At 65.9% G+C, this 26,992-nt stretch carries 23 protein-coding genes; 10 read left to right on the forward strand and 13 right to left on the reverse strand.

Features of this window, described 5'->3' with window-relative positions:
- Positions 1–40 precede the first annotated feature (40 nt).
- From ACTIFP_RS15285 to cobA, 5 genes are all read left to right on the forward strand, one after another.
- Entirely contained in the window at positions 41–1,255 is a 1,215-nt protein-coding gene (locus tag ACTIFP_RS15285; protein ID WP_439569571.1) for an alginate export family protein, read from the forward strand.
- On the forward strand, positions 1,255–3,732 hold the full coding sequence (gene nirB, locus ACTIFP_RS15290) for a nitrite reductase large subunit NirB (protein ID WP_439569572.1): 2,478 nt from the start codon (positions 1,255–1,257) through the stop codon (positions 3,730–3,732). Before ACTIFP_RS15285 ends, nirB begins: the two co-directional genes overlap by 1 nt.
- The gene (nirD, locus tag ACTIFP_RS15295) at positions 3,729–4,070 is read left to right on the forward strand and encodes a nitrite reductase small subunit NirD (RefSeq protein WP_439569573.1); all 342 of its coding nucleotides are present in this window, start codon (positions 3,729–3,731) and stop codon (positions 4,068–4,070) included. Before nirB ends, nirD begins: the two co-directional genes overlap by 4 nt.
- A 148-nt stretch (positions 4,071–4,218) precedes the next feature.
- Positions 4,219–6,813, forward strand: coding sequence for a molybdopterin-dependent oxidoreductase (locus tag ACTIFP_RS15300; protein ID WP_439569574.1), 2,595 nt, complete (start codon positions 4,219–4,221; stop codon positions 6,811–6,813).
- Positions 6,803–7,588 (forward strand): uroporphyrinogen-III C-methyltransferase, encoded by a 786-nt coding sequence (gene cobA / locus ACTIFP_RS15305; RefSeq protein ID WP_439569575.1) that lies wholly within the window; start codon positions 6,803–6,805, stop codon positions 7,586–7,588. The genes ACTIFP_RS15300 and cobA overlap by 11 nt, the downstream gene beginning before the upstream one ends.
- 8 nt (positions 7,589–7,596) lie before the next feature.
- Here cobA and ACTIFP_RS15310 read toward each other — a convergent pair whose 3' ends face one another.
- Positions 7,597–8,013, reverse strand: coding sequence for a DoxX family protein (locus tag ACTIFP_RS15310; RefSeq protein ID WP_439569576.1), 417 nt, complete (start codon positions 8,011–8,013; stop codon positions 7,597–7,599).
- A gap of 306 nt (positions 8,014–8,319) precedes the next feature.
- On the opposite strand from ACTIFP_RS15310, the gene ada reads away from it, so the two are divergent.
- Both ada and ACTIFP_RS15320 read left to right on the forward strand, forming a co-directional pair.
- Positions 8,320–9,390, forward strand: coding sequence for a bifunctional DNA-binding transcriptional regulator/O6-methylguanine-DNA methyltransferase Ada (gene ada / locus ACTIFP_RS15315; protein ID WP_439569577.1), 1,071 nt, complete (start codon positions 8,320–8,322; stop codon positions 9,388–9,390).
- A 125-nt stretch (positions 9,391–9,515) separates the two neighbouring features.
- On the forward strand, positions 9,516–11,489 hold the full coding sequence (locus ACTIFP_RS15320; protein ID WP_439569578.1) for a TonB-dependent receptor domain-containing protein: 1,974 nt from the start codon (positions 9,516–9,518) through the stop codon (positions 11,487–11,489).
- 34 nt (positions 11,490–11,523) lie between these two features.
- Here the strand turns inward: ACTIFP_RS15320 and ACTIFP_RS15325 are convergent, their stop codons facing one another.
- The 3 genes from ACTIFP_RS15325 to ACTIFP_RS15335 form a co-directional block, all read right to left on the reverse strand.
- Positions 11,524–11,976, reverse strand: a complete 453-nt coding sequence (locus ACTIFP_RS15325; protein ID WP_439569579.1) for an anthrone oxygenase family protein — start codon at positions 11,974–11,976, stop codon at positions 11,524–11,526.
- A gap of 124 nt (positions 11,977–12,100) precedes the next feature.
- Complete coding sequence (locus tag ACTIFP_RS15330) at positions 12,101–12,808, reverse strand: LytR/AlgR family response regulator transcription factor (protein ID WP_439569580.1); 708 nt, start codon at positions 12,806–12,808, stop codon at positions 12,101–12,103.
- A 7-nt stretch (positions 12,809–12,815) separates the two neighbouring features.
- Entirely contained in the window at positions 12,816–13,898 is a 1,083-nt protein-coding gene (locus ACTIFP_RS15335) for a sensor histidine kinase (protein WP_439569581.1), read from the reverse strand.
- 122 nt (positions 13,899–14,020) lie between these two features.
- Between ACTIFP_RS15335 and ACTIFP_RS15340 the strand changes: the two genes are divergently transcribed.
- The gene (locus tag ACTIFP_RS15340; RefSeq protein WP_439569582.1) at positions 14,021–14,956 is read left to right on the forward strand and encodes a helix-turn-helix domain-containing protein; all 936 of its coding nucleotides are present in this window, start codon (positions 14,021–14,023) and stop codon (positions 14,954–14,956) included.
- A 29-nt stretch (positions 14,957–14,985) separates the two neighbouring features.
- On the opposite strand, the gene ACTIFP_RS15345 is transcribed toward ACTIFP_RS15340, so the two are convergent.
- Positions 14,986–15,627, reverse strand: coding sequence for a glutathione S-transferase family protein (locus ACTIFP_RS15345; protein WP_439569583.1), 642 nt, complete (start codon positions 15,625–15,627; stop codon positions 14,986–14,988).
- A gap of 144 nt (positions 15,628–15,771) precedes the next feature.
- Here ACTIFP_RS15345 and ACTIFP_RS15350 point away from each other — a divergent pair, with 144 nt between their 5' ends.
- The gene (locus ACTIFP_RS15350; RefSeq protein WP_439569584.1) at positions 15,772–16,317 is read left to right on the forward strand and encodes an Arm DNA-binding domain-containing protein; all 546 of its coding nucleotides are present in this window, start codon (positions 15,772–15,774) and stop codon (positions 16,315–16,317) included.
- Here the strand turns inward: ACTIFP_RS15350 and ACTIFP_RS15355 are convergent.
- The 5 genes from ACTIFP_RS15355 to ACTIFP_RS15375 form a co-directional block, all read right to left on the reverse strand.
- Positions 16,226–17,926, reverse strand: coding sequence for an arylsulfatase (locus ACTIFP_RS15355; protein ID WP_439569585.1), 1,701 nt, complete (start codon positions 17,924–17,926; stop codon positions 16,226–16,228). The two genes, ACTIFP_RS15350 and ACTIFP_RS15355, sit on opposite strands and share 92 nt — an antisense overlap.
- 306 nt (positions 17,927–18,232) lie before the next feature.
- The gene (locus ACTIFP_RS15360; RefSeq protein WP_439569586.1) at positions 18,233–19,147 is read right to left on the reverse strand and encodes a formylglycine-generating enzyme family protein; all 915 of its coding nucleotides are present in this window, start codon (positions 19,145–19,147) and stop codon (positions 18,233–18,235) included.
- Positions 19,148–19,182: 35 nt separating this feature from the next.
- Positions 19,183–19,812 (reverse strand): 2-dehydro-3-deoxy-6-phosphogalactonate aldolase, encoded by a 630-nt coding sequence (locus ACTIFP_RS15365; RefSeq protein WP_439569587.1) that lies wholly within the window; start codon positions 19,810–19,812, stop codon positions 19,183–19,185.
- The gene (locus tag ACTIFP_RS15370; RefSeq protein WP_439569588.1) at positions 19,809–20,687 is read right to left on the reverse strand and encodes a 2-dehydro-3-deoxygalactonokinase; all 879 of its coding nucleotides are present in this window, start codon (positions 20,685–20,687) and stop codon (positions 19,809–19,811) included. Before ACTIFP_RS15370 ends, ACTIFP_RS15365 begins: the two co-directional genes overlap by 4 nt.
- Positions 20,678–22,273 carry a sodium/sugar symporter gene (locus ACTIFP_RS15375; protein WP_439569589.1) on the reverse strand — a complete coding sequence of 532 codons (1,596 nt, stop codon included), beginning with the start codon at positions 22,271–22,273 and terminating at the stop codon, positions 20,678–20,680. Before ACTIFP_RS15375 ends, ACTIFP_RS15370 begins: the two co-directional genes overlap by 10 nt.
- 133 nt (positions 22,274–22,406) lie before the next feature.
- On the opposite strand from ACTIFP_RS15375, the gene ACTIFP_RS15380 reads away from it, so the two are divergent.
- Positions 22,407–23,141: a FadR/GntR family transcriptional regulator gene (locus tag ACTIFP_RS15380; RefSeq protein WP_439569590.1), complete on the forward strand. Its 735-nt coding sequence runs from the start codon at positions 22,407–22,409 to the stop codon at positions 23,139–23,141.
- Positions 23,142–23,160: 19 nt separating this feature from the next.
- On the opposite strand, the gene ACTIFP_RS15385 is transcribed toward ACTIFP_RS15380, so the two are convergent.
- From ACTIFP_RS15385 to ACTIFP_RS15395, 3 genes are read right to left on the reverse strand one after another with little or no spacing between them, the layout of a single operon-like run.
- Positions 23,161–24,309: an aldose epimerase family protein gene (locus ACTIFP_RS15385; RefSeq protein ID WP_439569591.1), complete on the reverse strand. Its 1,149-nt coding sequence runs from the start codon at positions 24,307–24,309 to the stop codon at positions 23,161–23,163.
- Between the two features lie 13 nt (positions 24,310–24,322).
- Positions 24,323–25,177, reverse strand: coding sequence for an SMP-30/gluconolactonase/LRE family protein (locus ACTIFP_RS15390; RefSeq protein WP_439569592.1), 855 nt, complete (start codon positions 25,175–25,177; stop codon positions 24,323–24,325).
- Positions 25,177–26,988, reverse strand: coding sequence for an IlvD/Edd family dehydratase (locus tag ACTIFP_RS15395; protein ID WP_439569593.1), 1,812 nt, complete (start codon positions 26,986–26,988; stop codon positions 25,177–25,179). Before ACTIFP_RS15395 ends, ACTIFP_RS15390 begins: the two co-directional genes overlap by 1 nt.
- Positions 26,989–26,992 lie beyond the last annotated feature (4 nt).

Here is a 26,992-nt window from a genome sequence, read left to right on the forward strand (position 1 = left end):
GCAGGGCCTGGGGCGCCGCCGAAGGCGTGCGGATCTAGCCATGACCCGCACCCTCATTTTCTTGCTGGCGCTCGCGTCGGCCGGGGCGGCGCATGCCCAGGCCGTGCAGCTCAAGCCGCTTGGCGAAGCGCGCCTCCGCTACGAAACGGTCGATCAAAACGGTCTCGGCCTCGACGCCGACGCGCTAACCCTCCGCGTCCGCGCCGGGGTCGAGGCCAAGGCAGGCCGCTGGTCGGCGCTGGTCGAAGGGCAAGGAAATCTGGCCCTCATCGACGATTATTTCGACGGTTTGCACGGCCCCACCACCCGCCCCTTGGTCGCCGATCCCGAAAATATCGCCCTCGCCCGCGCGCAAATTCGCTACGCCTCGCCTGCCTTCGCGGTCACCGCCGGGCGGCAGCGGATCGGTTTCGACGACGAGCGTTTCGTCGGCAGCGTCGGGTTTCGCCAGAACGGCCAGAGCTATGACGCGGTGCGCGCCGAAATCACCCCGATGACGGGGGTGAAGGCGGACGTCGCCTATGCATGGAGCGTACGCACGATCTGGGGCATCGACGGCAGGGGCGCGCGGCAGCAGGCGGTGTCGGGCGACAATGTCTTTGCCAATGTTGGCGCCCAGACCCCGGTCGGCAAGGTCGCGGCCTTTGCTTATCTAGTCGATCAGGACGAGTCGGCGATGCAGGGTTTTCGCATGTCGAGCCAAAGCTATGGCGTCCGGCTCGACGGCAACCGGCCGATCGGCAAGACGAAGATTGCGTATCAGCTGAGCTATGCGCGCCAGTCCGACTGGCACCGCAACCCCAACGACTACAGCGCCGACTATTATCTCGCCGATGTCGCGGTCGATTTCGGCGGACCGCGCTTGGGCGTCGGTTACGAGGTGCTGGGCGCGGGTTCAGGAGCAATTGGGGGCACCGCGCTCACCAGCTTCCAGACCCCGCTCGCCACCGGGTTCAAATTTCAGGGCTGGGCCGACAAATTTCTGCTCACCCCGCCCGACGGGATCCGCGACCTGTATGCGAGCGCGGGGTGGAGCTGGAAGGCGGTCGGCGCGCTGAAGGCGGTCACGTTGCAGGCGGCGTATCACGATTATCGCAGCGACCGCGCGAGCCGTTCCTATGGCGACGAGATCGACCTGCTCGCCAGCGCCAAGCTCGGCAAGGTCACCGGGTCGGTGCGCTACGCGCACTACAACGCCGACCGCTTCGCCACCGACACCGACAAATTTTGGCTGCAACTGGACTGGATGCTGTGATGGAATATCGCCCCCTCAACCCCGGCGCCGATACGCGCGAGCATCTGATCGTGATCGGCAACGGCATGGCCGGCTGCCGCGCGGTCGAGGAACTGCTCGCGCGCGACGCCGACCGCTATCGGGTAACGATTTTCGGCGCCGAGCCGCGGGTCAATTATAACCGCATCATGCTCTCCCCCGTCCTTGCCGGCGAAAAGAGCTTTGACGACATCGTGATCAACGATGCCGACTGGTACGCAGCGAATGGCATCGCACTAGTCGCGGGCGATCCGGTTGCTGCGATCGACCGGGCGGCAAAGACGGTGACGACGCGCGGCGGCACCACCGAAGCCTATGACAGGCTGCTGATCGCGACGGGGTCCGATCCGTTCATCATCCCGGTGCCGGGCAAGGATCTGCCCGGCGTGATCGCGTTTCGCGACATGGACGATGTCGACACAATGCTCGCGGCGGCCGATGCCGGCGGCGACGCCGTGGTGATCGGCGGCGGGCTGCTCGGGCTCGAGGCCGCGCATGGGCTGAGCCTGCGCGGCATGAAGGTCACCGTCATCCACCTCATGCCGACGCTGATGGAACGCCAGCTCGACGAAGCCGCGGGCTGGCTGCTCAAAAACGCGCTCGAAGCGCGCGGGCAGACGATCCTGACCGGCGCCGACACCGCCGCTATCGTCGGCGACGCCAAGGTTGAGGGGGTGAAGCTGAAGGACGGGACGCTGATCCCTGCCAGCCTCGTCGTCATGGCGGTCGGCATCCGCCCGTCGGTGGCTTTGGCGCGCGATGCGGGTCTGGCCGTCGGGCGCGGCATCCAGGTCGACGACCATATGGTGACCAGCGACGCCGCCGTCCTCGCGGTCGGTGAATGCGTCGAGCATGATGGGCAGGTTTACGGTCTCGTCGCGCCGCTGTGGGACATGTGCCGCAGCCTCGCCGACGGGCTGGTCGAACAGCCCACGGGCTATCGCGGTTCGGTGACCTCGACCAAGCTCAAGGTCTCCGGCATCGACGTCTTTTCGGCGGGCGATTTTTCGGGCGGCGACGGGTGCGAGGACATTGTGCTGCGCGACGCCAGCCGCGGCATTTACAAGCGCGTCATCGTCAAGGACGACCGCATCGTCGGCGCGGTGCTCTATGGCGACACCGCCGACGGCAGCTGGTATTTCGACCTGCTGAAAAAGCAGGAGGATGTCTCCGACCTTCGTGACCTGCTGATCTTCGGCCAGGCCTTCGCCGCGGGAGGCGGCGCCGCGGACCCTAAGGCGGCCGTTGCGGCGCTCTCGGACGATGCCGAGATTTGCGGCTGCAACGGCGTCACCAAGGGCCAGGTCGTCTCGTGCATCGCCAAGGGCGCGCACAGCCTCGACGCGGTGCGCAGCACCTGCAAGGCGTCAGCCAGCTGCGGGTCATGCACCGGCCTCGTCGAAACGCTGCTCGCGCTGACATTGGGCGACGAGGTACAGGCCGGGCCAAAGACGATGTGCAAATGCACCAGCTTCGGTCACGACGATGTGCGCCGCGAGATCGTCGCACAGGGGATGCGGTCGATCCCCGAGGTGATGCAGCAGATGCACTGGACGACCCCCGACGGCTGCTCGTCGTGCCGTCCGGCGCTCAATTATTACCTGCTCTGCGCGCTCCCCGGCGACTATGTCGACGACCAGCAGAGCCGCTTCGTCAACGAGCGCCTCCACGCCAATATCCAGAAGGACGGCACCTACTCGGTCGTCCCGCGCATGTGGGGCGGGCTCACCAACCCGACCGAGCTGCGCGCGATCGCCGACGTCGTCGAGAAATATGACGCGCCGATGGTCAAGGTCACCGGCGGCCAGCGGCTCGACATCTTCGGGATCAAAAAGGAGGATCTGCCCGCGGTGTGGGCCGATCTCAATGCCGCGGGGATGGTGTCGGGGCACGCCTATGGCAAGGCGCTGCGCACCGTAAAGACGTGCGTCGGGTCCGAATGGTGCCGCTTCGGGACGCAGGATTCGACCGGGCTGGGGGTCAAGATCGAACGGATGAGCTGGGGCAGCTGGATGCCGCACAAATTCAAGATCGCCGTATCGGGCTGCCCGCGCAACTGCGCCGAGGCAACGATCAAGGATTTCGGCATCGTCTGCGTCGACAGCGGTTACGAGCTCCACGTCGGCGGCAATGGCGGCATCCACGTCCGCGCCACCGACCTGCTCTGCAAGGTCGCGACCGAGCAGGAGGCGATGGATTATTGCGCCGCCTTCATCCAGCTCTACCGCGAGGAAGCGCGTTATCTGGAGCGCACTGCGCCATGGATCGAGCGCGTCGGGGTCGAGCAGATCAAGGCGCGGATCGTTGATGACGCCGCGGGGCGCGAGGCGCTGCGCGCGCGTTTCCTCTACGCCCAAAGCTTCTCGCAGGACGACCCCTGGGCGCAGCGCGCCGAGGGCGCCGAGGCCGAACATCATGCGCCGATGGCGCGCTTTACCCCGCAGGAAGAAATGGCATGACCACAATTGAATGGCTCGACATCGGCTGGGTCGATGAAATCCCGGTGCGCGGCAGCCGCACCGTCCAGGTCGCAGGCGGCGACGACATCGCGGTGTTCCGCACCAATGAGGGCAAGGTCTTCGCGCTGCTCGACCGCTGCCCGCACAAGCATGGTCGGCTGAGCCAGGGCATCGTCCACGGCGGCGCGGTCGCCTGCCCGCTCCATAATTGGCGGATTTCGCTATCGACCGGCGAGGCGCTGGGCGAGGACAAAGGCTGCACCCCGACGGTGCCGGTCAAGATCGATGGCGGCCGCGTGCTGATCTGCCGCGCGGGTACGTTGAAGGCGGCGGCGTGACATTTACCCCACCCTTTATGTCCCCCCGCGAAGGCGGGGGCCCATCACCCAAATTGTCGCTATTCAACGATCCTCTGTTTCATGCCGAAGCGGCAGGTGATGGACCCCCGCCTTCGCGGGGGAACAGACGTGGAAATGGGCGAGCCAAGTGAACGCCATCCGCACCACCTGCGCTTATTGCGGCGTCGGCTGCGGCATCCGCGCGACGGTGACCGGCGACCGCACGGTCGAGATTGCGGGCGATCCCGATCATCCCGCCAACCTTGGCAAGCTCTGCTCGAAGGGTACACATCTGGGCGAAACCGTTGGGCTCGAAGGCCGCCTGCTGGCGCCCATGATCGGCCAGAAGCGCGCCAGCTGGGACAAGGCGCTTGACCTTGTCGCGAAGAGATTCCGCGAGACCATCGCCCGCCACGGCCCCAGCAGCGTCGCCTTCTACGTCTCGGGCCAGCTGCTGACCGAGGATTATTATGTCGCCAACAAGCTGATGAAGGGCTTCATCGGCACCGCCAATATCGACACCAATTCGCGCCTGTGCATGTCGAGCGCGGTCGCGGGGCATATGCGCGCGTTCGGCGAAGACATCGTTCCCGCGACCTATGACGACCTGGGCGCCGCCGACCTGATCGTCCTGGTCGGGTCGAACACCGCCTGGTGCCACCCGATCGTCTATCAGCGCATCCGCGCGCGCTGTGATGCGGGCGCGAAGCTGGTCGTCATCGACCCGCGCCGCACCGAAACCGCCGAAGAGGCCGACCTGCACCTCGCGATCCGCCCCGGCAGCGACGTCGCGCTGATGAACGGGTTGCTGCACTATTGCCGCGAGGCCGGGATCGTCGACGACGTTTATCTCGCCGCGCATGTCGCGGTGCCGGACGATTTCTGGATCCAGCTTGGAGAGGGGAGCGACCTGTGGTCGGTGGCACGGACATGCGAAGTGCCGGCCGCCGACCTCAGGCGTTTCTACGAGCTGTTCGCCGCCCATCCGCGCACGGTCACGATGTTCAGCCAGGGGATCAACCAGTCGAACGCGGGCACCGACCAGGTCAACGCGATCCTCAACCTCCATCTCGCCACGGCCCGCATCGGTAAGCCCGGCGCCGCGCCCTTTTCGATCACCGGCCAGCCCAATGCGATGGGCGGGCGCGAGGTCGGCGGGCTGGCGACCACGCTTGCCGCGCATATGGATTTCGCGCCCGAGAATCGCGCCCGCGTCCAGCGTTTCTGGGCCGCGCCGACGATCGCCGAAAAACCGGGGCTGAAGGCGGTCGATCTGTTCCGCAGCATCGGCGAGGGGCGGATCAAGGCCTTGTGGGTGATGGCGACCAACCCCGCGGTGTCGATGCCCGACGCCAACCGGGTGCGCGCGGCGCTGGCCGACTGCCCCTTTGTCGTCGTCAGCGACGTGATCGAAAAGACCGACACCGGCGCCTTTGCCCATGTCCGCCTGCCCGCCGCCGCCTGGGGCGAAAAGGACGGCACCGTCACCAACAGCGACCGGACGATCAGCCGTCAGCGCGCGCTGTTCCCGCTGCCCGGCGAGGCGATGCCCGATTGGTGGATCATCAAGGAAGTGGCGCGGCGGATGGGGTGGAAAAACGCCTTCACCTATGACCGCCCCGCCGACATCTGGCGCGAGCATTGCCGCCTGTCGACCTATGACAATGACGGTAGCCGCCTGTTCGCGCTGCCCGGCGCGGCGCAGGGCGGCAACGCGGCGTATGACGACATGGCGCCGTTCCGCTGGGGCGGCGCCCAGCCCTTTGCCGACGGGCGCTTTTCGACCGAAGACGGCCGCGCGCGGCTGGTCACGGTCGTCCAGAAGGCGCTGCCCGAACCACTCGCCAAATGGCCGCTGATGCTGAACACCGGGCGTTACCGTGATCAGTGGCACACGATGACGCGCACCGGCCTCGCGCCCAAGCTGGCGCGGCATCGCGAGGAGCCGCTGGTCGAGGTCCACCCCGACGACGGCGCGGCGCGCAATCTCACCGACGGCGGTCTGGCGCGCATCGATACGCCGCAGGGCGACAGCCTCTATCGCGTCGCGTTCCACCCCGGCCAGCGCCGCGGCGAAATGTTCGTACCGATCCACTGGACCGACCGCACCAGCAGCGGCGGCCGCACCGGGCTGCTCTCGCGCCCACTCGTCGATCCGGTGTCGGGGCAGCCGGGTTTCAAGCGCACCCCGGCGGCGATCGCGCCGGTCGCGGCGAAATGGCGCGGCTTCCTGCTGCTGGCCCGCGACATCGCCGATCGCCCCGCCTGCCTGTGGGCGACGCGGATCGCGGTGCCGTCGGGGGCGCTGTGGGAGCTTGCCGGTAACAACGACCTGCGCGCCATCGAGGCGCTGCTACCCAAGGGCGAGCGCATCGAGGCGCAGGATGTGGCGCGCGGCACCCGCCGGATCGCAGTGGTCGCGGGCGGGCGGCTCGCCGCGGCGCTGTTCGTCACCGAAACCGGCGAGCTGCCGCCGCGCGACTGGCTGATCGCCCAGCTGTCGGCGCCCAACGTCGCCCCCACCCTGCTTGCCGGGCGCGCGCCGGGGGTGCAGGCCGACCGCGGACCCATTATCTGCGTCTGTTTCGACATCGGGCTCAAGACCATCGCCGCCGCGATCCGCGACCAGAGCCTGGCCGATGTGGCGGCCATCGGCGCCGCGATCGGCGCCGGAACCAACTGCGGGTCGTGCCGTCCCGCGCTCGCCAAACTCATTGCCGAGGAGAAGACCCATGCCGCATGACGATTTTGCGCCGGGCAGCGTGTGGCTGGTCGGCGCCGGGCCGGGCGACCCCGAGCTGCTGACGATGAAGGCGGTGCGGCTGATCGCGGCCGCTGACATCGTCTTTACCGACGCGCTGGTCGGACCCGGCATCCTCGCGCTGATCCCGTCGCACGTCGAGCGCGTGAGCGTCGGCAAGCGATCGGGCCTTCATTCGAAGGACCAGGGGACGATCGATACGCTGCTCGTCGCCGCCGCCGCCGCGGGCAAGCGCGTCGTGCGGCTGAAGGGCGGCGACCCGGCGCTGTTCGGCCGCGCCGCCGAAGAAATCGCGGCGCTCCGCGCGACGGGGCACCCGGTGCAGATCTGCCCCGGCATCACCGCCGCCAGCGCCGCGGCGGCCTCGGCAGGCATCTCGCTGTCGCTGCGCGGGGTCGCGCGCGACGTCCGCTTCATCACCGCGCACAGCCAGCGCGGCGAAGCGCTCGACCTCGACTGGGATGCGCTGGCGAAATTCGGCACCACCCTGGCCTTCTACATGGGGCGCAGCGCCGCGGACGCCATTTCGCGCGAGCTGATCGCCGCGGGCATGGCGGCGGCGACCCCGGTGCTGATCGTCTGCGACGTCAGCCTGCCCAGCGAAAAACAGCTGGCGACCCGGCTCGACCTGCTCGGGCTCGCGACGCGCGCGCTTGCCGACAAGGCGCCGACGCTGATCCTGGTCGGCGAGGCCCTCCGCCAGCCGACGCGTACCAAAACCCGCAAGCTCGCCGCCGCGATCGGGCCGCGCGACTGAAACCGGACCTATTCGCGCGAACGTTCGAAAAATCGGTCTATGCCGATACGCCCCGAGCCATGGGTGGCGAAGATGGCGCCGATCCCGACCAGCGTCAGGGCGGGCCACCAGCCGCGAAAATCTTCGTTCCAATGGACCATGACAAGCGCGATGACGAAATTCAGGCTGCACAGCAGCCCCGCCGCGCGCGTCGCCAGCCCCAGCAACAGACAGACACCGCAGACGAATTGCACGCCCACCGAGAGCGGCGCTGCCAGTTCCGCGAGCGGGAAGCCGTGGCGGGCCAGAAAGACGGCAAATTCGTCCATCCGTTCGCCCGACACGATATTATCCCAGACGCCGTTCACCAGAAAGGCGCCGGTCATCAGCCGCAGCCCGAGCAGCGACAGGTCGCCAAAGCGCGCCAGTCCCGCCAGCGGCATCATCAGCGGCCCGCGCTTTCGGTGCTGCCCCGCATGACCCCATCCAGGCTGGGGAAGGCAGCGACGATAAAGTTGGGCAAGGGAGCCTCCATGCGCGGCGGGCCGATCGATCGGAGATCAGTCGCCGCCGCGGCCGCATGGGGCAACTACATATAAGGTAGCATTCAGGCCGTCCGCTCGCCGCTATGTCGGCAAACGCGCCACCATCGCCGACCCGGATCGGCGGCGGCCGATCGGCGAATTCGGCCGCAAGCATCGGGGCGCCGCACGCGCCGGATCATGGCATTTCGGCGCGAACAGGAGGCCCAGGTGACCGATCGAAACATATTTGCCTTTGCGACCGACGAAGAGCGCTGGTGCGCCGTCCGGCAGCGCGACGCGGGTGCCGACGGGAAATTCCTTTTTTCGGTTCGCACGACGGGCATCTATTGCCGCCCGAATTGTTCCGCGCGGACGCCGCGGCGCGAGAATGTGGACTTTCATACGGACGGCGCCGCGGCGCGCGCGGCGGGTTTTCGCGCCTGCCTGCGATGTCGGCCTGACGGGCCATCCCGATCGGCGACGCAGGCGGCCGCCATCGAGGCGGCGTGCCGCCTGATCGATCAGGCGGAAACCCCGCCGTCGCTGACCGAACTCGCCTGCGTCGCCGGGTTCAGCCCGCATTATTTCCACCGCGTCTTTCGCGAGGTAACGGGGCTGACCCCGCGCGATTACGCCGCCGCGCGGCGCGCCGAGGCGGCGCGGCGCGAGCTACAGGAAGCGGGTTCGGTTACCGAAGCGATCTATGGCGCCGGTTTCAACGCATCGAGCCGCTTCTACGCATCGGCGCCGCACATGCTCGGCATGAAACCCGCGGCCTACCGCGCAGGCGGCGCGGGGGAGCGCATTCGCTTTGCCGTCGGCCAATGTTCGCTGGGCGCGGTCCTCGTCGCAGCGACGGAAAAGGGCGTTTGCGCAATTTTGATGGGCAACGACGCCGACGCGCTGGTCCGCGATTTGCAGGACCGCTTTCCCCGCGCCGAACTGGTGGGCGACGACGCATCCTTCGAAACCACCGTCGCCACCGTGATCGGGATGATCGAGCGGCCGGGGGCGACGACCGACCTGCCGCTCGACGTGCGCGGAACCGCGTTTCAGGAACGGGTCTGGCGGGTGTTGCGGCAGGTGCCCGCCGGCGAGACCATCAGCTACGCCGAACTGGCGCGCCGGGTCGGCGATCCGTCCGCCGCGCGCGCCGTCGCCCAGGCGTGCGGCGCCAACGCCATCGCTGTCGCGATACCGTGTCACCGCGTCGTGCGAACCGACGGGTCGATTTCCGGCTATCGCTGGGGGGTCGAGCGCAAACACGCGCTGCTGCATCGCGAGACCATCGCGGCATAGACCCCGACCCTAGCGCAGTGGCGCAGCCAGAGCCCTCAGAGGCGGCCGGATCGTGGACGCCGAATTGCAAGGCAAGCGGCGGGAAGCGCGTCCCTCCGAGCCCCTCTATTGCCCCGGCATCGGGCATGGCCCGCCATCGAAAGGGGAGCGTCATGCTACGCGATTACATCATTCTGGGTGCGGCCGGATCGGCACTGCTCATGGCAACACCGGCCGCGGGCCAGGCAACGGCGAACGCCGTCACCGGGGCCGGCGACGCCTTCGGATTCCGCAACGGCGACGAGGCCGTCGGCATATATGACGAGACGTCGGTGCGCGGCTTCAACCTCGAGGCCGCGGGCAATTACCGCATCGAGGGCAGCTATTTCGTACGCAATTCCGGGGTGAGCCATTTCTTCCTCGAAAATACCACGGTGCGGATCGGATATAATACGCTCGGCGCCATCCTGCCCGGGCCGTCCGGCGTCGTCGACTACCGCCTGCGCGATCCGGCACGAGGCGAGCGCGATTCGCTGACCGTCGGGCTCGACCAATATGCGCAGCCCTACACCGAACTCCATCTCAAGCATCGCTCGCGCGACGACCGGGCCAGCTATTCGATCGGGGTCGGGCGCGTTTTCAACGTCCGCGACGCACAGGGCGGCCGCGGCGGCGAATCGCTGCTCGTTGCCGGGACGGCGCGGCTCAGCGCCGGGCCGGTAACGGGGCGGGTGTTTTTCGGCGAATATCAATATGAGCGGGCCGGTGGTTTCCGGATCGCCGCGGACGGCGATGCGCTGCCGCCGCGCATCGAGCGTGGCCGCTATCTTGGCCAGCCGTGGGCGCGCGAAAGCGGGCAGCGCCGAATTGCCGGTGTTCTGGCCGATGTTTCGACCTCGGCTTCGTCGGGCATCGGCGCGACCGCCGTCGTGTCGCAGGAGGATCCGACCCGCGGATATACGCAAATCTTCGCCGCCATGCGCCCCGACCGAACGATCGCCGCGCGGGTGGTCGCCGTACCGCAACAGCGATCGACCGCCTGGTCGGGCGAACTGCGCGCGCATGTAGCGCGAACGACCGGGCGGCTGGCGCAGCGGGTCGATGTGACGTTCCGTGGCCGGGTGCAGCGAGCCCGGATCGGCGGCGCGCAGGTTGTCGATCTTGGCCGTGCCGCGTTCGGAGAAGCACCGGCGGAAACGGCCAGACCCGTCCTCGACCCCGACGCGGCCAATCTGCGCGACCGCGTCGAACAATTCGGCGTCGGCCTGACCTATCGCGCAGCGTTCGACGGCCGCGTCCGCGTGAATGTCGGCGCGCTCCAGACCGACTATCGGAAAAGCTTCACCGCCGCCGACGGCCGCGTCGAAACCGGCCGGTCGGCGCCGCTGCTGTACAATGCGGGGCTCGCCTGGCGCGTCGGCCGCGACGTCGAAATCTATGGCAGTTACAGCCGCGGGCTCGAGGAAGCGGGCGTCGCGCCGGCGGTCGCCACCAATCGCAACGAGGTGCTAAGCGCGATCGCGGTGACCCAGCGCGAGATCGGACTGCGTATCGCCCCCGCCAAGGGCCTCGGCTTCGTGATCGCGGGTTTCGACACGCGCAAGCCCTACGCCGGGATCGACGCCGCCGGTGCCTATCGCTTTCTTGGCCGGGTTCGCCACCGCGGCATCGAAGCCTCGCTGTCCGGCGCGCTGTCGCGCGATATGTCGCTGGTGCTCGGCGGCGTACTGATCGATCCGGCGCTAACGGGCGACGAAATCGCTTCGGGACGGGTCGGCGGGACGCCGGTCGGCGTTCCGCGCCTTCGGGCGATTGCCAATCTGGATTACCGCATAGCGCATATCCCTGGCCTGTCGGTTGACGGCGGAGTGAGCTATATCGGCGGGCGCGCGGCGCGGTCCAGAATCGCGGCGCCCGGCGCATCGCAGCCGCGGGTCGAGGCGATCGCCACCGTCAATCTGGGCGTGCGGTACGGTTTCCGTATCGGCGGCCGCGATCTGGTGGCGCGGGCGCAGCTGCTCAACCTGTTCGACCAGTGGAGTTGGGATGTGAACGGGTCCGAAACCCTGTCCTACACCGCACCGCGCCGCGCCCGGCTGGTGCTGACGACGCTCTTTTGAGCGGGGCGGCCCGCTCGCCGTGAACCGGCGTGCCCTAACTCAGTCGCAGCGCAGCGATAGCGAATGTGATCGACGACAGGATGCAGGCGATGGTCCGGAAAATATTGAACCTGTCCCACGCCGGATAAAATTTCTGCCACGCCATCGGCGGCGTGGCGCCGAGCGCGTCGTTCAGCGGCACGTTGCCAAACAGGGTCACCGCGATGCAGCCGAGCAAGTAGAGGAGCGCGCCGACAAGGACGAGCCATGGCTCCTGATCCTCACCAAAAGCGAGGGTAGCGGCCAGCAGCGCGACAAGACCGGTTCCGAACAACAGGGTCATGAAAGCGGGCGTGATCACGGTGACGTTGATCGACCGCATGGCGTCACCACCGGCCTGCGGGCCCAGGCGATCGAGGGCGCGCATGATGAAGTTGGAGAAAGCGAAAAACACCCCGCCGTTGAGCGCGGCGAGCACGCAGGCGGCGATTATTGCGGTTCGGGTCATGGTCAGCTCCTAAGGCGATCGCCCGCGTGATTAGGCCCGGCATCGCGGTTGGCCAAATATCTTTGGGGTAGTGCGATACGGGACCAGCGCGGCGACCGGGTCCGGGAATTTGCGGACGGATTGTTCAGCTCAGCCCCAGCCGCTGCCGAACCGCCTCCAGAAAGCGGCGCCCCACCGGCGCCACCGCGCCAGCGATATCGATCGCCACCCAGGCGCCGCCGCCGATATGGCGGATTTCGGCAATCCGGTGCGCCGGGACAGCGACCGAGCGGTGGACCCGCACAAACCCGTCGCCGAGCCGGTCGATCAGATCGGTGAGCGTCGAACGCAACAGATAGGATTTGCCAAGTTCGTGGATGCGAACATAGTCGCGCTCGGTCTCGATCCTGACAATCGCCTCGATCGGTAGACGGACGACGGACCCCAGATAGGGAACCCATAATTCCTGCTCGCCGGCCAAGCGTTGTTCGGCCGACAACTGGCCTTGCAACCGGTCGATCGCCCGGTCGAGCCGCTTGGGATCGACCGGTTTCAAGACATAGTCGACAACCGAAAGATCAAAGGCCTCGGTCGCGAAATGCTCCTGCGCGGTCACCAGCACGACGCGCGGCGGATCCATCATCCGGGCCAGGCTGGCGGCGACCTCGAGCCCGGTCAGTTCGGGCATTGCAATATCCAGAAAGACCGCTTGCGGCCTGACCGCGTGGATCAGGCGGAGCGCGGTCGCGCCATCCGCCGCGATCCCGACGATCGTGACCTTGCCGCTGGCCTCGCAAAGCCTGCGCACGCCGTCGGCGGCGAGTGGCTCGTCGTCGGCAATGATCGCGGTCATCGGCAATTCAGGCAAGCTCCAGCGGCATCGTCAGCGTCACCGCAAAGCTGCTGCCGGTCGACCCTGCCTCGATCCGTCCCGCGCTGCCGAACCGCGCCGACAGCCGCTCCTCGACGTTGCGTAGCCCGATGCCGCAGGCCGTGACATCCTTCGGCTTTTGCGGCGCGTCATCTTCGACCTTGAGCCTGAGCAGACCCGCGCCGACACGCGTCGCGGTGATCGTGATGACGACGGGAGCGGAGGTCCGCGCCAGGCCGTGCTTGATCGCATTTTCGACCAGCGGCTGGAGAATGAGGGCCGGCACGCGCGCGCGCCGCACCTCGTCGGGAATGTCGAACACGGCCTGAAGGCGATGGCCGAACCGCCGGCATTCGATCGCCAGATATTGCCGTTCCATCTCGACCTCTTCCTCAAGCTCGACGTCGGCGACCGGATCGGCGGCGAAGCCATAGCGGAGGAAGGCGCTCATCTCGCCGATCATGTCGCGCGCCGTTTCGCTTTCGCCGCGATCGACGAGCGTTCCCAGCGAATTCAACGAGTTGAACAGGAAATGTGGATTCACCTGATACCGCAGCGCGCGCAGTTCGGCCAGCCGAGCTGCCTCGCGCTCGCGGCCGGCGGCGCGTTCGGCGGCCACCGCCTTCTGGCTGTCGCGCATGCCAAGATAGAGCAGCGCCCAGGCGGCGAAGACGAAGATGAAGTTGACCGAATATTCGACCGCGAGGACAAATACCCCCTCCACCGAACATTTGAACCCGTCGCGGCAATCCTCGCCCGAAATCGGAGCGATGAAATAGAGCGCGGCCGAGTTGACGATGGCAAAACCGACCCCTGCCGGGACGCTGAGACCGACGACCCAGAGGATCCGGTCGCGGATCCCCCGCGGATCGGCGCGCCGCAATATTTCGGCCATCGCAAGGCACAGCAGTGCGCCGAAAATCGCCATCGGCACGCGGCGGGCAAGCGAAGCGAACCGGCTGGCCCACGGTTCCATATAGGCGCGGACGAGGAACAATATCGTGTAGGCCGTCCAAAAACCGACCAGAACCTTGGCCAATGTCCGCCGCGAGACTTCAGCGATCGCGTCCATGCACAGACCCCATCCGGTGTTGGAGTTCGTCGCAGCCCAGCGGCGTTCGTCGCGGGCATTGTGGCGAAAGACTGATTTCTAGCCTCTTACCGCATCCTCGCAACTACCGCAGGAGGAGTCCCATGTCGACGGGACGCATCGCATCAGGGACCGCGGCGCGATCGCGGCGGACGACCGAAACCGAGGGAACCGACACCTTCGCCGAAGCCTCGGTCGCCGCCGTACCCGCACGCTCGCGCAGTCCGCAGCCCGGCAAGGCGGCGCTCGGCACGCTGCTACGCGCCGCGCGCGCGGCACGCGGCCTGTCCCAGATGGAATTGTCACTGCGAATCGGGGTGTCGCAGCGTCACCTGGGCTTTCTGGAGGTCAACCGGTCGCGGCCCAGCCGCGGGATGCTGCTGACCATCCTCGATGCGCTGAACCCGCCGCGGTCGATCCGCAATGCGACATTGATCGCCGCCGGATTCGGACCCGAGCCGCTGACCGAGCGTGCCGGGATCGCCATGTCGCGATTGATGCAGACGATGCTCGATGCGCATGACCCCTTTCCCGCCGTCGTGTTCGATTCCGACTGGTACGCGCGCAGCCTGAGTGCCGGCGGGCGCCATCTTTGCGAGCTGCTGATGCCGCGGGCGCGCGGCTGGGCGGGCGCTGACGGCAAGCTCGACATGATCGACGCCGTCGCCGACCCGGATGGGCTCCTGTCGACGGCGCGCGATGCGGAGCGGGCCGCGGCGACCTTGCTTGCACAATTCTGGACCGAAGCCTGGGCGCGGCCGGCGCTGCTCGATCGGGTGCGGGCGTGCGGCAGCGAACTTGAGGCCCGCTACGGCCCGCTCGACGCCAGTCCGCGCGAGGCGGGGGCGCCCTATCTCCAACTCTGCTTCGACACCGCGCTGGGTCCATTAAGTTTCAGCTGTTTTCAGTCGATCCCTGGCCTGCCCCAGGACGTCAGCACGACGTCGCACCGGATCGAACTCTGGTACCCCGACGACGACCATACGCGGTCTGTGCTGGAGAAATGGGCGAAGAATTCCGGTCCCAATCACCCAATCTAGCAAGCGTTGACGGGGGTTGGCCGCCGCCGTCACGGCAGCTCAGCCGACGCCAGGGGATCGATCGCATAGGGGTGCATCTCGCTCAGGAAACCGTCCTGGCCGCGCACCCGTTCGACCCATGCCCGGAAATTCGCCAGCCCGTCCAGCGTCAGGCCGGCTTCTTCGGCTTTATGCGCATAGGCGAAAAGCGCGATGTCGGCGATCGTATAGCGATGACCGGCGATGAAGGGCCGCGCCGCAAAGGCCCGATCGAGAATGTCGAGCGCGCGCGCCGCCACCGAGCGTTTCGACGCGATCAAACTCGCGTCGCGCCGGGCGAGCTTGCCGGTCAAATTCCAGTATCGCAGGCTGCCGATGCTGGTCTGCACATAGTCCGCCTCGAACGACAGCCACTGCATCACTTTCGATTGATCGAACGGATCGTCGGGCAGATAGGCCGTGCCGCGCGCGAGATGCCACAAGATCGCGTTGCTCTCCGACAACACGCGGCCACCCGCGAAACGAACCGCCGGCACCGCGCCCCAGGGGTTGATTTCCAGATACGCCGCCGATTGCCCCTCACCCGCAAAGATGCTGACCAGTTCGGTGCGATACGCGATGCCGGTGTGGCGCAATATCTGCCTTATTTTCCAAGCATTCTGGGACGGAAGATAATCATAGAGAGTCAACATGGCAGGGACTCCAGCGCGTTAGGGTGCATTTGCTGGACACCGTCATGCTCGACCTCCGTTCGGCGGAAACCCCGATTCTTGCGCGGCAATTTGATTTGTCAGAAGCGGCGCCGAAATCTGGCGAAGCAAGGCCGTCAGCTCGCTATGGACCAGGCCTTCAACTTGAACGCAAAGCAAGGCTTCCCGATCTTCGGTCCCTATTTCCATCGGCAACAGGATCGTTCGGCGACGATGACGCAAGACCGTCGCTGGAGACGCTTGGGAGACATGGAGTTTTTGTGTCATTGTCTCCAACCGACAGGAAGCGATAATATGCCAACCGCCAAGCTGACGAAGAAATCCGTCGAGACGCTGGAATCTCCGGCGGAAAAGCAGATCATCCTATGGGACAGCGAGATCAGGGGCTTTGGCGTGCGGGCGATGCCCTCCGGATTGAAGACCTTCGTTGTTCAGTACCGTAACAAAGATGGCACCAAGCGCCGGATCAACCTCGGTCGCTTCGGCGTCATGACCGTTGACCAGGCACGCGATCTCGCGAAAGTCCGACTGGGTGAAGTCGCATCAGGCGTGATCATCCGCGCAGCGCCTCCCCAATTTGTCACTCCGCTTCTTCTGTCGGCACCCCGCGCTTCCCACGCCGACCCTGCGGCCTGGAACCCTGTGGCTTGCCGCCTTCCAGCGCCCCGTTGATCACGCCGCCCTCGACCTTGTTCGGCCAGGGAGCGACGAAGCTGGACGCGGCCCATGCGTCCCACTGGTTCGCGAGCCCGGCTGCGATATCCGGATGCGCGGCAGCGACGTCACGAAGTTCAGTGCGGTCGACTTCCATGTCATAGAGCCGCCAAGGTTCGCCGAACCGAGCGACCAGCTTCCACTTACCGTCGCGCACGGCCTTGTTGCCCTCATGCTCCCAGAATATTGGCGTGCTGCGGGTCAGTGGCTCGCCCGCGAAGGCCGGTGCAAAGCTCCGGCCCGACATCTGCCGGATGTTATGGCCGTTATGGCGTGCGGGATAGACCGCGCCCGCGAGCGCTGCGATCGTCGGCATGATGTCGATCAGATGGCCGGGTTCGCGCACCATCGTACCCCGCACCCGGGCGTCGATGCCCGCAGGCCAGGACGCGATCATCGGCGTCGCGATGCCACCCTCTTCGGCATAATGCTTGAAATAGCTGAAAGGCGTATTCTGCAAGGTCGCCCAATTGAGTCCGACCCAGACGTTCGATTGCGGCCCGCCCCAAGGCGCCTTCCCGGTCCGGCCATCGGGCCCGCTTTCCGCGTTGCCGCCATTGTCCGACATGAAGAGGATCAGCGTGTTGTCCCGTTCGCCGCGCGCCTCCAGGTCGGCGACCAGATCGCCGATCGCCTTGTCCATGCGCGAGATGGCGGCCGCATAGACCGCCATCAACGTGTCGAAACGCTCCTTGTCTGCGGCGGACAGGTCGTCCCAGTCGTAATTCTCGGGCAGCATGTCGGGCAATTGCGCCGCCGCGTCGATAAGGCCCGACACCTTTTGTCGCTCGAACCGACCGCGGCGAAGCTGTTCCCATCCCGCCATATACTTGCCTTTGAACTTCGCGATCTCGTCGGCGGGCGCCATCACGGGGAAATGGACCGCGGTCAGCGGCAGATAGAGGAAGAACGGCTTTTTCTGTGCTTTTGCCTCATCGACATATTTGATTGTCCAGTCCACGAGCAGGTCCGACGCATACCACTCACCCTCGCCCACTTCGGGCGAATCGAGCCGCTTGCGCACGCCGTCGATCGTGACGAATTCGCGGCCTGCCTGATCGGGAAAATAGGTCCCACCCCTGGGATAGAAAGACCGTTCGAAACCGACCGCCTCGGGCGGCGTCCCTTGCGCCGTTCCCAGATGCCATTTGCCTGCGACGCCGGTGAAATAGCCGGCGGGCTTCAGCACCTCGGCAATCGTGACGGCGCGGTCGGCGATCCGGCCCTGCAAGCCGCCAGCGCCGGGCCTGATCACGCCCTCCAGATTGCCCATCCCCGCTTCATGCGGATAAAGGCCGGTGAGCAGCGCCGCACGCGACGGGCTGCACCGCGCGCTGTTGTAGAATTGGGTGAAACGGATGCCGCTCGCGGCAAGCGCGTCGATATTGGGGGTCGGTATCTCGCCGCCATAGGCACCGACGTCCGAAAAACCCATGTCGTCGACCAAGATCACGATGACATTCGGGCGCTTCGCCTGAACCGTCTGGCTTGGCGCGGGCGGCACCGCCACGGGCTGCGCCAAGGACATCGCGGGAGCGGCAAGCATCGCCAGAGCCACGCCCCTCATCACACCATTCCGCAGCACGCGGCGCATCGACCCCAACATCATGCTCACTCCTCGATCTTTGAATCTTATTTATCCTATCAGAATCATTTGTCGCAGAAATGTCCCGGCGGGCGAGTTATTTGCCGATCGGCTGCGAAGGCGAGGCCTGCACCTCTCCGCCTCGGCAGCGTTCACCTTCGATCGGTCCGGGCTCAAGCCGCGGCAGCATCAGGACTTTGCCGTCGTCGCCGTACGCCTTGTCCAGCCGTCGAGTTAACGTCGCCGAGTCGAAAGCTCGTGGGCAAAGCGCGGATCGGCGGAGGTGCCTCAACTGCACCGGATGCAGCGGAAGCCAATGTGGCTCGTTGGGCTGTCGATGGGCTGCGCGTGGCGCGCCGCGGGGCGATAGCGCTGGCAATAGCTGGGCGCGCAAAGATGCGAGCCGCCCTTTAGCACCTTGCGCCCGATTTTGAGATCTGGGGTCGCGGGATCGCGGCTCTGCCGTTCGGTCCCGCCGCGCGGATTGTGCGGAGCGCAGCAGCTTTTGGTCCGCACCGCAGCGGCCTTGGGTTCGGCATACCAGTCGCTCGTCCATTCCCAAACATTACCGATCATGTCGAAAAGACCATGGCCGTCGGCGGGATAGGTCCGCACCGGCGACGTCCGCTCCCACCCGTCGGTGAGCAGGTTCGAACATGGGAACAGCCCCTGCCAGTAATTGGCCATCATCGCCCCGCCGGGCGCGAGTTCGTCGCCCCACGCATAGTCGGCGCCGTCGAGCCCGCCGCGCGCAGCATATTCCCATTCGGCCTCGGTCGGCAGCGCCTTTCCCGCCCATTGGGCATAAGCGGCAGCATCGGCATAGGCGATGTGGACGACGGGATGATCGCCGATCGCGTCGAGCGAGCTGTCGGGCCCGAGCGGGCGGCGCCAGTCGGCGCCGAAGATGAACGCCCACCATTGGCTGTAATCCGACAGGTCGACGGGCAATCGGGTCTTCTGGAACACCGACGATCCAGGCTGCACTATTTCGGGAAGGAGCCCGGGATAGTCAGCGGGATCGGGCGCCATCTCGGCAAGGGTGCGATGGCCCGTGTCAGCGACGAAGGCGGCGAACTGGTCGTTGGTGACCGGCGTCTCGTCGATCCAGAAACCGTCGACGCGAACCGGGCGCGCCGGCGCCTCTTCGGGATAGAAGCGATCCGATCCCATCAGAAAGGTACCGCCCTCCACAAATCGCATGCCCGTCCGATCGCAATCCGGCGCCATCGGCGGGCCTAGTCCTCAAGAGCCGCGATGAACGACCGTGCGCGCGTGCCGACCGCCTCGGCGGAAAGCCCGGCGTGGTAGAGCGCCGAACCGAGACCGAAACCCGCCGCGCCCGCATCACGCCAGACCGCCATCGTTTCGGGCGCGATGCCGCCCACGGGCAGCACGCGCGTGGATGCGGGCAAGACCGCGCGCATCGCTTTCAGCACCGCCGGGCTTGCCGCTTCGGCGGGGAACAGCTTGAGCGCGGTGGCGCCCGCGACGAGCGCCGCAAAGCCCTCGCTGGGCGTGGCAAATCCCGGCAGCGAGACAAGACCCGCCTCGGCGCTCGCAGCGATCACATCCACATTGGTGTTGGGCGAGATAATCATCGTGCCGCCAACCGCCGCAACCGCCGCGACATCCTGCACCGACAGCACGGTACCCGCGCCCACGACCGCCCTACCCTGCAACCGCTCGGCCAAGCGCGCGATGCTCTCTAGCGGATCGGGCGAATTGAGCGGCACCTCGATCAGCGTGAAGCCCGCCGCGACCAGTTCTTCGCCGATACCCTCGACCTCGTCGGGTTTGACGCCGCGCAGGATGGCGATCAGCGGACAGCGCGCAAAAGCGGCGTCGAAGGCGGCAATATGGCTCATTTTACTCGGACTCCGATGGCGATGGCGCCCTCGGCGAAGGCGGTGTGGCTGTCAACGACCACCGGCTCGCGGCCATGCGCGGCAACCGCAGCGGCGTATAGACCGCCGAGCGTGGGGTCGGCGAGGATATGAACCTGGTCGAACGGGCTATCCGCCAAGCGCGCCGCGACATCGGCGCCGATCAGCACGCCGCTGGCGAAAGAGGCGGCGTCCGCGTCGCCGCGAAGGCCCAGCACCGATGCGGCGCGAATTGCAAACAGCGAGGCGCTGAGGTCGCGCCGCGCGCCCTCTGCCAGACCGCCGCGGAACGCATCGCCGAGTTCGACCTCGGTGGTCAGCGTTGCCGCCAGCAGGCTGTGACGGCGCAGCAGCGCGAACAGTTCGCCAGTCATCGCGGTCGTGAAGCCGGCAATGCGGCCGCCCGTCATCGTCGCCCATTTGCAGTGCGTCCCCGGCTGCGCGAGCATCGCGTCGGCGGGGACCATGCCCGCCGCGACGGCGCCCAGCAATTGTACTTCCTCGCCGCGCATCACGTCGGCGCGGCCGTCACCGCGGCACGCAACCCCGGGGACGATCGCGGTTCGATCGTCGATCCACAACAGCTTTTCGGCGAGATCCTCGATACCGGCGGGCGCCAGCGCATAAGGCACAGTTCGCCAGCCCACCGTCGATCCGACCATCCCGGCGAGCAACATCGGCAGATCACCGAACCGCCCACGGATCGCCGCGACCTCGCCCGGAAAATCTTCGACCGATGCGGCGCCGCGATCGTCGCGTTCGGTTTCCGCCACTGCCCCCGCGTCGATGCGGAAGACGCGGCGGTTGGTGGTGCCCCAGTCGACCGCGAGAAAGGAGGTTAGCGGGCTCACCACCATGTCGCGTACAGCGCGATCAGGATCAGGATGACGGCAACGCCCGCGACGTTGAAGGTCGTCGGCGTCCGGAAGGTGACGCCCTCCATCGTGATGCGGTTGGCGTCGCCCTTCGCCTTGAAGGTCAGGCTGATGACTACCGCGAGCGCGAGGCTGATGAGGAACACCAGGCCCATGCGGTTCATGAAAGGGAAGTCGGGCATACCGATCTTGAACGCATAGGAGAGCAGTACCGATGCGACCGCCGCTGCAATGGCGCCCGCCTCGTTGGCGCGCTTCCAGAACAGGCCGAGCAGGAAGATCACCGTGATCCCCGGGGTAAAGAAGCCCGAGAATTCCTGGATGAACTGGAACGCCTGGTCCGAATTGCCGAGCAGCGGGCGCGCCGCGACGAGCGCGATCACCACCGACAGCGCGGCGGCGATGCGACCGACGAACACCAGATGCTTTTCGCGCGCACCCTTCTGTCCATCTTCCGCGTCGCTCGAAAGGCCGCGGCCCTTCGCATAGAGGTCGAGCGTGAAGATCGTCGCGATCGAATTGATCTTGCTGGCGGTGGAGGCGATGATCGCGGCGATGAGCGCGGCGAAGACAAGGCCGAGCAGGCCCGGCGGCAGCAGGCGCATCATCGTCGGATAGGCTTCGTCGGGCTTGGCGAGATCGGGCGCGAGCACGACCGCGGCGATGCCGGGCAGCACGATGATGACGGGCATCAACAGCTTCAGAAAGGCCGCGAACATCACGCCCTTCTGCGCTTCGCCGAGGTTCTTCGCGGCCAGCGCGCGCTGGATGATATATTGGTTGAACCCCCAGTAGCTGAGGTTCGCGATCCACATGCCCCCGACGAGCACCGCGATACCGGGCAAATCCTTGAAGAAGGGGTGGTCGGGCGCGAGGATCATGTCGAAATGGCCCGGAACGCGCTCGGTGAGGATCGAGAAGCCCGCGAGGACGCCCTGCCCTCCACCGATCTCGTTCAGGGTGAGATAGGAGATGATCAGCCCACCCATAACCAGCAACGTCACCTGGACGATGTCCGTCAACGCCACGGCCTTGAGCCCGCCGTAGAGCTGATAGAGCAGCGCGAAGGCGCCGAGCACGATCAGCGCGACATTCTGATCGACACCCGCCACCTTGTTCACCGCGATCGAGCCGAGCCAGATAATCGACGTCAGGTTCACGAAGACATAGAGAGCGAGCCAGAACACCGCCATGATCACCGGCAGCACCTTGCCATACCGCTGTTCGAGGAACTGCGGCATGGTGTAGATTTCGTTCTTGAGGAAGATCGGCAGGAAATATTTGCCGACGATCAACAGCGTCAGCGCCGCCATCCATTCATAGGACGCAATCGCGAGGCCGAGCGCATAGCCCGAGCCCGACATGCCGACGATCTGCTCGGCCGAAATGTTCGCCGCGATCAGCGACGCGCCGATCGCCCACCAGGGCAGCGATTTCGACGCGAGGAAATAGTCCGACGTGTCCTTGGCATGCCCGGCTTTTTCGCGGCTCACCCATTGCGCGAGGCCGAAAATGCCAATGGCATATACGACGATGACGATGATATCGATTTGCGCCAGGCCCGACATACGGACTCTCCCCCGTTGCTATTGCTAAATTTGAAATCACATTTATCTTATTTAAATGGCTTGTCTAGCATGTGATGCGATTTAGATGATATGGGGCTCGGTAGATCGGGCGATGGAGAAGAGCGTGGGGAACATGTCGGGTTTGGGAATTGAGGACGGCGGACCGCAACTGGGACGAAACCTGACCTATGGGATGCTCGACGCGATCGGGCGGGCGATCGTGATCGGCGACTATGACGGATCGGTGTTCCCGACCGAAGCCGAGCTTGCAAAGCAGCATGGCGTCAGCCGGTCGGTCACGCGCGAAGCCGTAAAGATGCTGACCGCGAAGGGATTGCTCAGCGCCCGCCCGCGGCAGGGAACGATTGTCCAACCGACGACGTCGTGGAACCTGTTCGACACCGATGTGCTGCGCTGGCTGCTCGAACGGCAATTTTCGATCGATCTGCTGCGCCAGTTCAACGAACTGCGCGTCGCGATCGAACCCGAAGCGGCGGCGCTTGCCGCGCGGGTCGCAACCGCCGACGACATCGAACGGATCAGCGCCGGCCTTGCCCGCATGGAAAAGGCCGAACGCGGCGACGACGACCCGCTCGAAAGCGACATCGCCTTTCACATCGCGGTCCTGCGCGCGTCGCGAAACCCCTTTTACGCCCAGTTTCGCGAAGTGGTCAGCACCGCGCTGCGCACTTCGATCCGCTTTACCAACCGGGTCAAGGGCCGCACCGCCAATGTCGGCGATCATGCCGCGGTGCGCGACGCGATCGCCGATGGCAATCCGGACAAGGCGCGCAAGGCGATGCGCTCGCTGATCAGCGATGTGCTCGACCTGATCGACACCGCCAGACCCGAGAGCGCCGCCGACTGACCGGCGACGCCGCCATGGATTAGCGTTTCGATGCCTTGGCACCGGTGGTGAAGCGATAGGTCATGACATTGCGATAGGTTTCACCGGGCGCGAGGCGCGCGTTCGGAAAATCTTTCTGGTTCGGCGCATCAGGGAAAATTTGCGGCTCCATGACGATCGCATCGCCCATGCGGTAAATCTTCTTGCCCTTGCCGTAGCTGGTCGCATCGAAGAAATTGCCCGAATACATCTGCAAGCCCGGCTGGTTCGACCAGAGTTCGAAGCTGCGGCCAGATGCCGGATCCTCGACGCGTGCCATCAGATGCTGGTCGACAGTGACGCTGCGCCCAACCACCCAATTATGGTCATAGCCGCGGCCGAAAACAATCTGTTCGTCCGCCGCGTCGCGGACGCGGTCGCCGACCGCGGCCGGCTTGCGGAAATCGAAGACCGTGCCCGCAACCGGACGATATTCGCCGGTCGGGATCGCGCCCGAATCGGTCGGCAGATAATGCTCGGCCGGAATCGTGACGACATGCCCCATCGCGCCGTTCGCAGAGCCTTCGCCCGACAGATTCCAATAGGCATGGTTGGTGATATTCGCGATCGTCGGCCGGTCGGTCGTCGCGACATATTCGATCGTCAGCTGGTTCTTCTCGTCGAGCGAATAGGTCGCATCGACCGTCATCGTTCCTGGATAGCCCTGGTCGCCGTCGGGACTGACATAACGCAGCGTCACCGAGGCGATGGGGCCGCTCTTCACCGAGGTCACCTGCCACAGCACCTTGTCGAAGCCGAGCGTGCCGCCGTGCAGCGCGTTGGCGCCATTGTTGATCGGCGTCTGCCAGGTGGCACCGTCGAGCTTGAAACGCCCGCCGGCGAGGCGGTTGGCGAAGCGGCCGGCGGTCGAACCAAAATATTGCGGCTTTTTCAGATAGGCATCGAGGTTGTCATAGCCGAGCGTGACATCGGCCTTCTTGCCCGCGCGGTCCGGGAGAACCATCGATTGCAGCGTCGCGCCGAGCGCAATCACGGTCGCCTCGACGCCATTGCCGTTGCTGAGCTTCACCGCGGGCACCGCGCGCCCGTCGGGCATCGTGCCGAAGTTCGATTGCGTCGCCTCGGCACCAAGCGCCGGCGTCGCCGCGACCAACGCCGCCGCCGCGGCGCCCCAAGCCAATTTCGTCATCTTTTTTGCTCCTCTATCCCATATACTTCTGCGTCGGCAGCCCGCGACAACCCGGATCGACCTCGAACAAAGCACCGGCATGTTCCTCGGTCACGCCGCTGGAGGCCGAGGTGACGAACAGCCGATCGAGTTCGGGGCCCGCAAAGGCGCAGCTGGTAATCTGCGATGCCGGAAGCATGATATGGCGGTCGCGCGTTCCGTCGGGCGCAAAACGCATCACACGCGACGCCCCCCAACAGGCGACCCAGAGACCACCCTCGGCGTCAAAGGTCATGCCATCGGGACTGCCCCAAGCTTCTTCGAAGACAATGAATGGGGTCGCTTTGCCTAGCGTGCCGTCGCCGTGGATGTCGAACCGGAAAATCGTTCCTCGAGCGGTATCGGTATGCAGCAGGAAATTTCCATCCGGGTCGATCGCGGGCCCGTTGGCAATGGTATAGGGACCATCGACCTGGACAAGCGTAGCATCGGGATCGAGCCGGTAAAAGGCACCCGAAGGCCGGTCGCAAGTGACCGGCATCGTCCCCGCCCAGATCCGGCCCATCGCGTCCGCCTTCGCGTCGTTGAGACGATTTCCTGCGTTGTGCGGGTCGACTGACGCGAGGGGTTCTCGTGCACCCGTCTCAAGATCGAGGCGCACGATGTTTCGGCCGATCCCGGCCACAAAGCCCCCTGTCTCGCGCTCGATTATCCACGCGGCATAATGCGGCTGTTCGAAGCTGTCGACACAACCGTCGGTCAGCGCCATGCGATTGATACGGCGGCCCAATATATCCACCCAGAACAGCGCCTCATAACGCGCCGACCACATCGGCCCCTCACCCAGCCGGTCGCGCCGTTCGCGTTCGATGACCCGGACGTCCGCCATCAATGGCTATCGCGCGGCAAGCCGTGCGCCTGGGCGACGCGCTGATATTTGACCGCCATTTCGAGCACCGCGCCGCCGTCGAACTGTCCTGTGAGCGCGCGGTGGATTTCCTGCCACGGCGTCTGGGCCGGCGGCATATAGTCGGGATCGTCCTTGAGTTCGGCGCGGCGGCGATTGAGCTCTGTCTCGTCAACGAGCATGTCGGCGGTGCGTTTTGCAAGGTCGATACGGATGCGATCGCCCGTCCGCACCAGCGCGAGGCCGCCGCCGACGACGGCTTCGGGCGCGGCGTTCAAGATCGACGGACTGCCGCTCGTCCCCGACTGGCGTCCATCGCCGATGCACGGCAGCGCATGGACGCCCGCCTGGATCAGCGCCGCTGGCGGGCGCATGTTCACCACCTCGGCGCCGCCGGGGTAGCCGATCGGCCCCGCACCGCGCATAATCATGATCGAATTGGCGTCGGCGCCCAGCGCCGGATCGTCGATACGGCTGTGATAATCCTCAGGCCCATCGAACACGATCGCGACGCCCTCGAACGCCTCTGGGTCAGCCGAATTGCTGAGATAGCGCGCGCGAAATTCGGGTGATATGACGCTCAGCTTCATCACCGCATTGTCGAACAGATTGCCGTGGAGCACGGTCAGTCCCGCCGCCGGCTTCAGCGGCGCGGCGAGCGTGCGGATCACATCGGCGTCCTGCGTATCGGCCTCGCCGATGTTTGCTGCCACCGTCTGGCCATTGGCGGTCAGCGCGTCGCCGTCGATCATCCCCGCGCGCAGCAATTGTCCCATCACCGCGGGAACGCCGCCCGCGCGGTAGAAATCCTCCGACAGATAGCTGCCAGCCGGCTGCAGATTGACGATCAGCGGCACATCGGCCCCCTGCGCCTCCCAATCCTCCAGCGTCAGTTCGACACCGATATGCCGCGCGATTGCATTGAGGTGGATTGGCGCATTGGTCGATCCGCCAATCGCGGAATTGACGCGGATGGCGTTGAGAAAGGCCGTGCGCGTCAATATGTCGCTCGGCTTGCGGTCGGCGTGGACCATCTCGACGATCTGCACGCCGGTGCGATAGGCGCATTCCTGTCGGTCGCGATACGGTGCAGGGATCGCCGCCGATCCCGGCAGCGACATGCCGAGCGCCTCGGTCAGCGAGTTCATCGTCGTCGCAGTGCCCATCGTGTTGCACCAGCCGGTCGAGGGCGCCGACGAGGCGACGAGTTCGAGGAAGCCCTTATAGTCGATCTCGCCCGCCGCAAGCATTTCACGGGCTTTCCACACGATCGTTCCCGACCCGGTGCGCTCGCCCTTGAACCAGCCGTTGAGCATCGGACCGACCGACAGCGCGATCGACGGGATGTTCACCGTCGCCGCGGCCATAAGGCACGCGGGCGTCGTCTTGTCGCAGCCGATCGTCAGCACCACGCCGTCGAGCGGATAGCCATAGATCGTCTCGACCAGACTGAGATATTGCAGATTGCGGTCGAGCCCCGCCGTGGGGCGTTTGCCCGTTTCCTGAATCGGATGCGTCGGAAATTCGATCGCGATACCGCCCGCGTCGCGGATACCGTCGCGGACGCGCTTCGCGAGTTCGAGGTGATGGCGATTGCAGGGGGTCAGGTCGCTGCCGGTCTGGGCGATACCGATGATCGGTCGCCCCGACTGCAATTCATCGATGCTGAAGCCGTAGTTCAGATAGCGTTCGAGATAGAGCGCCGTCATATCCGGATTGTCCGGATTGTCGAACCAGGCACGCGACCGCAGCCCCGGCTTGCCTTCCGGCTGCGTTTTCGCCCCTTCTCCCATATTC

This window comes from Sphingopyxis sp. (assembly GCF_051861155.1).
Lineage (GTDB): Bacteria > Pseudomonadota > Alphaproteobacteria > Sphingomonadales > Sphingomonadaceae > Sphingopyxis.

Excerpts from the sequence above, each read along its gene's own strand:
- ACTIFP_RS15375 (WP_439569589.1), bottom strand. The coding sequence starts at position 22,273 with ATGTCGGGCCTGGCGCAAATCGATATCATCGTCATCGTCGTATATGCC.
- ACTIFP_RS15385 (WP_439569591.1), bottom strand. The coding sequence starts at position 24,309 with ATGACGAAATTGGCTTGGGGCGCCGCGGCGGCGGCGTTGGTCGCGGCG.
- ACTIFP_RS15330 (WP_439569580.1), bottom strand. The coding sequence starts at position 12,808 with ATGACCGCGATCATTGCCGACGACGAGCCACTCGCCGCCGACGGCGTG.
- ACTIFP_RS15370 (WP_439569588.1), bottom strand. The coding sequence starts at position 20,687 with ATGGTGGTGAGCCCGCTAACCTCCTTTCTCGCGGTCGACTGGGGCACC.
- ACTIFP_RS15355 (WP_439569585.1), bottom strand. The coding sequence starts at position 17,926 with ATGAGGGGCGTGGCTCTGGCGATGCTTGCCGCTCCCGCGATGTCCTTG.
- ACTIFP_RS15350 (WP_439569584.1), top strand. The coding sequence starts at position 15,772 with ATGGACCAGGCCTTCAACTTGAACGCAAAGCAAGGCTTCCCGATCTTC.
- ACTIFP_RS15390 (WP_439569592.1), bottom strand. The coding sequence starts at position 25,177 with ATGGCGGACGTCCGGGTCATCGAACGCGAACGGCGCGACCGGCTGGGT.
- ACTIFP_RS15365 (WP_439569587.1), bottom strand. The coding sequence starts at position 19,812 with ATGAGCCATATTGCCGCCTTCGACGCCGCTTTTGCGCGCTGTCCGCTG.
- ACTIFP_RS15340 (WP_439569582.1), top strand. The coding sequence starts at position 14,021 with ATGTCGACGGGACGCATCGCATCAGGGACCGCGGCGCGATCGCGGCGG.
- ACTIFP_RS15285 (WP_439569571.1), top strand. The coding sequence starts at position 41 with ATGACCCGCACCCTCATTTTCTTGCTGGCGCTCGCGTCGGCCGGGGCG.
- ACTIFP_RS15345 (WP_439569583.1), bottom strand. The coding sequence starts at position 15,627 with ATGTTGACTCTCTATGATTATCTTCCGTCCCAGAATGCTTGGAAAATA.
- ACTIFP_RS15395 (WP_439569593.1), bottom strand. The coding sequence starts at position 26,988 with ATGGGAGAAGGGGCGAAAACGCAGCCGGAAGGCAAGCCGGGGCTGCGG.
- nirB (WP_439569572.1), top strand. The coding sequence starts at position 1,255 with ATGGAATATCGCCCCCTCAACCCCGGCGCCGATACGCGCGAGCATCTG.
- ACTIFP_RS15320 (WP_439569578.1), top strand. The coding sequence starts at position 9,516 with ATGGCCCGCCATCGAAAGGGGAGCGTCATGCTACGCGATTACATCATT.
- nirD (WP_439569573.1), top strand. The coding sequence starts at position 3,729 with ATGACCACAATTGAATGGCTCGACATCGGCTGGGTCGATGAAATCCCG.
- ACTIFP_RS15335 (WP_439569581.1), bottom strand. The coding sequence starts at position 13,898 with ATGGACGCGATCGCTGAAGTCTCGCGGCGGACATTGGCCAAGGTTCTG.
- cobA (WP_439569575.1), top strand. The coding sequence starts at position 6,803 with ATGCCGCATGACGATTTTGCGCCGGGCAGCGTGTGGCTGGTCGGCGCC.
- ACTIFP_RS15310 (WP_439569576.1), bottom strand. The coding sequence starts at position 8,013 with ATGATGCCGCTGGCGGGACTGGCGCGCTTTGGCGACCTGTCGCTGCTC.
- ACTIFP_RS15325 (WP_439569579.1), bottom strand. The coding sequence starts at position 11,976 with ATGACCCGAACCGCAATAATCGCCGCCTGCGTGCTCGCCGCGCTCAAC.
- ACTIFP_RS15380 (WP_439569590.1), top strand. The coding sequence starts at position 22,407 with ATGTCGGGTTTGGGAATTGAGGACGGCGGACCGCAACTGGGACGAAAC.
- ACTIFP_RS15360 (WP_439569586.1), bottom strand. The coding sequence starts at position 19,147 with ATGCGATTTGTGGAGGGCGGTACCTTTCTGATGGGATCGGATCGCTTC.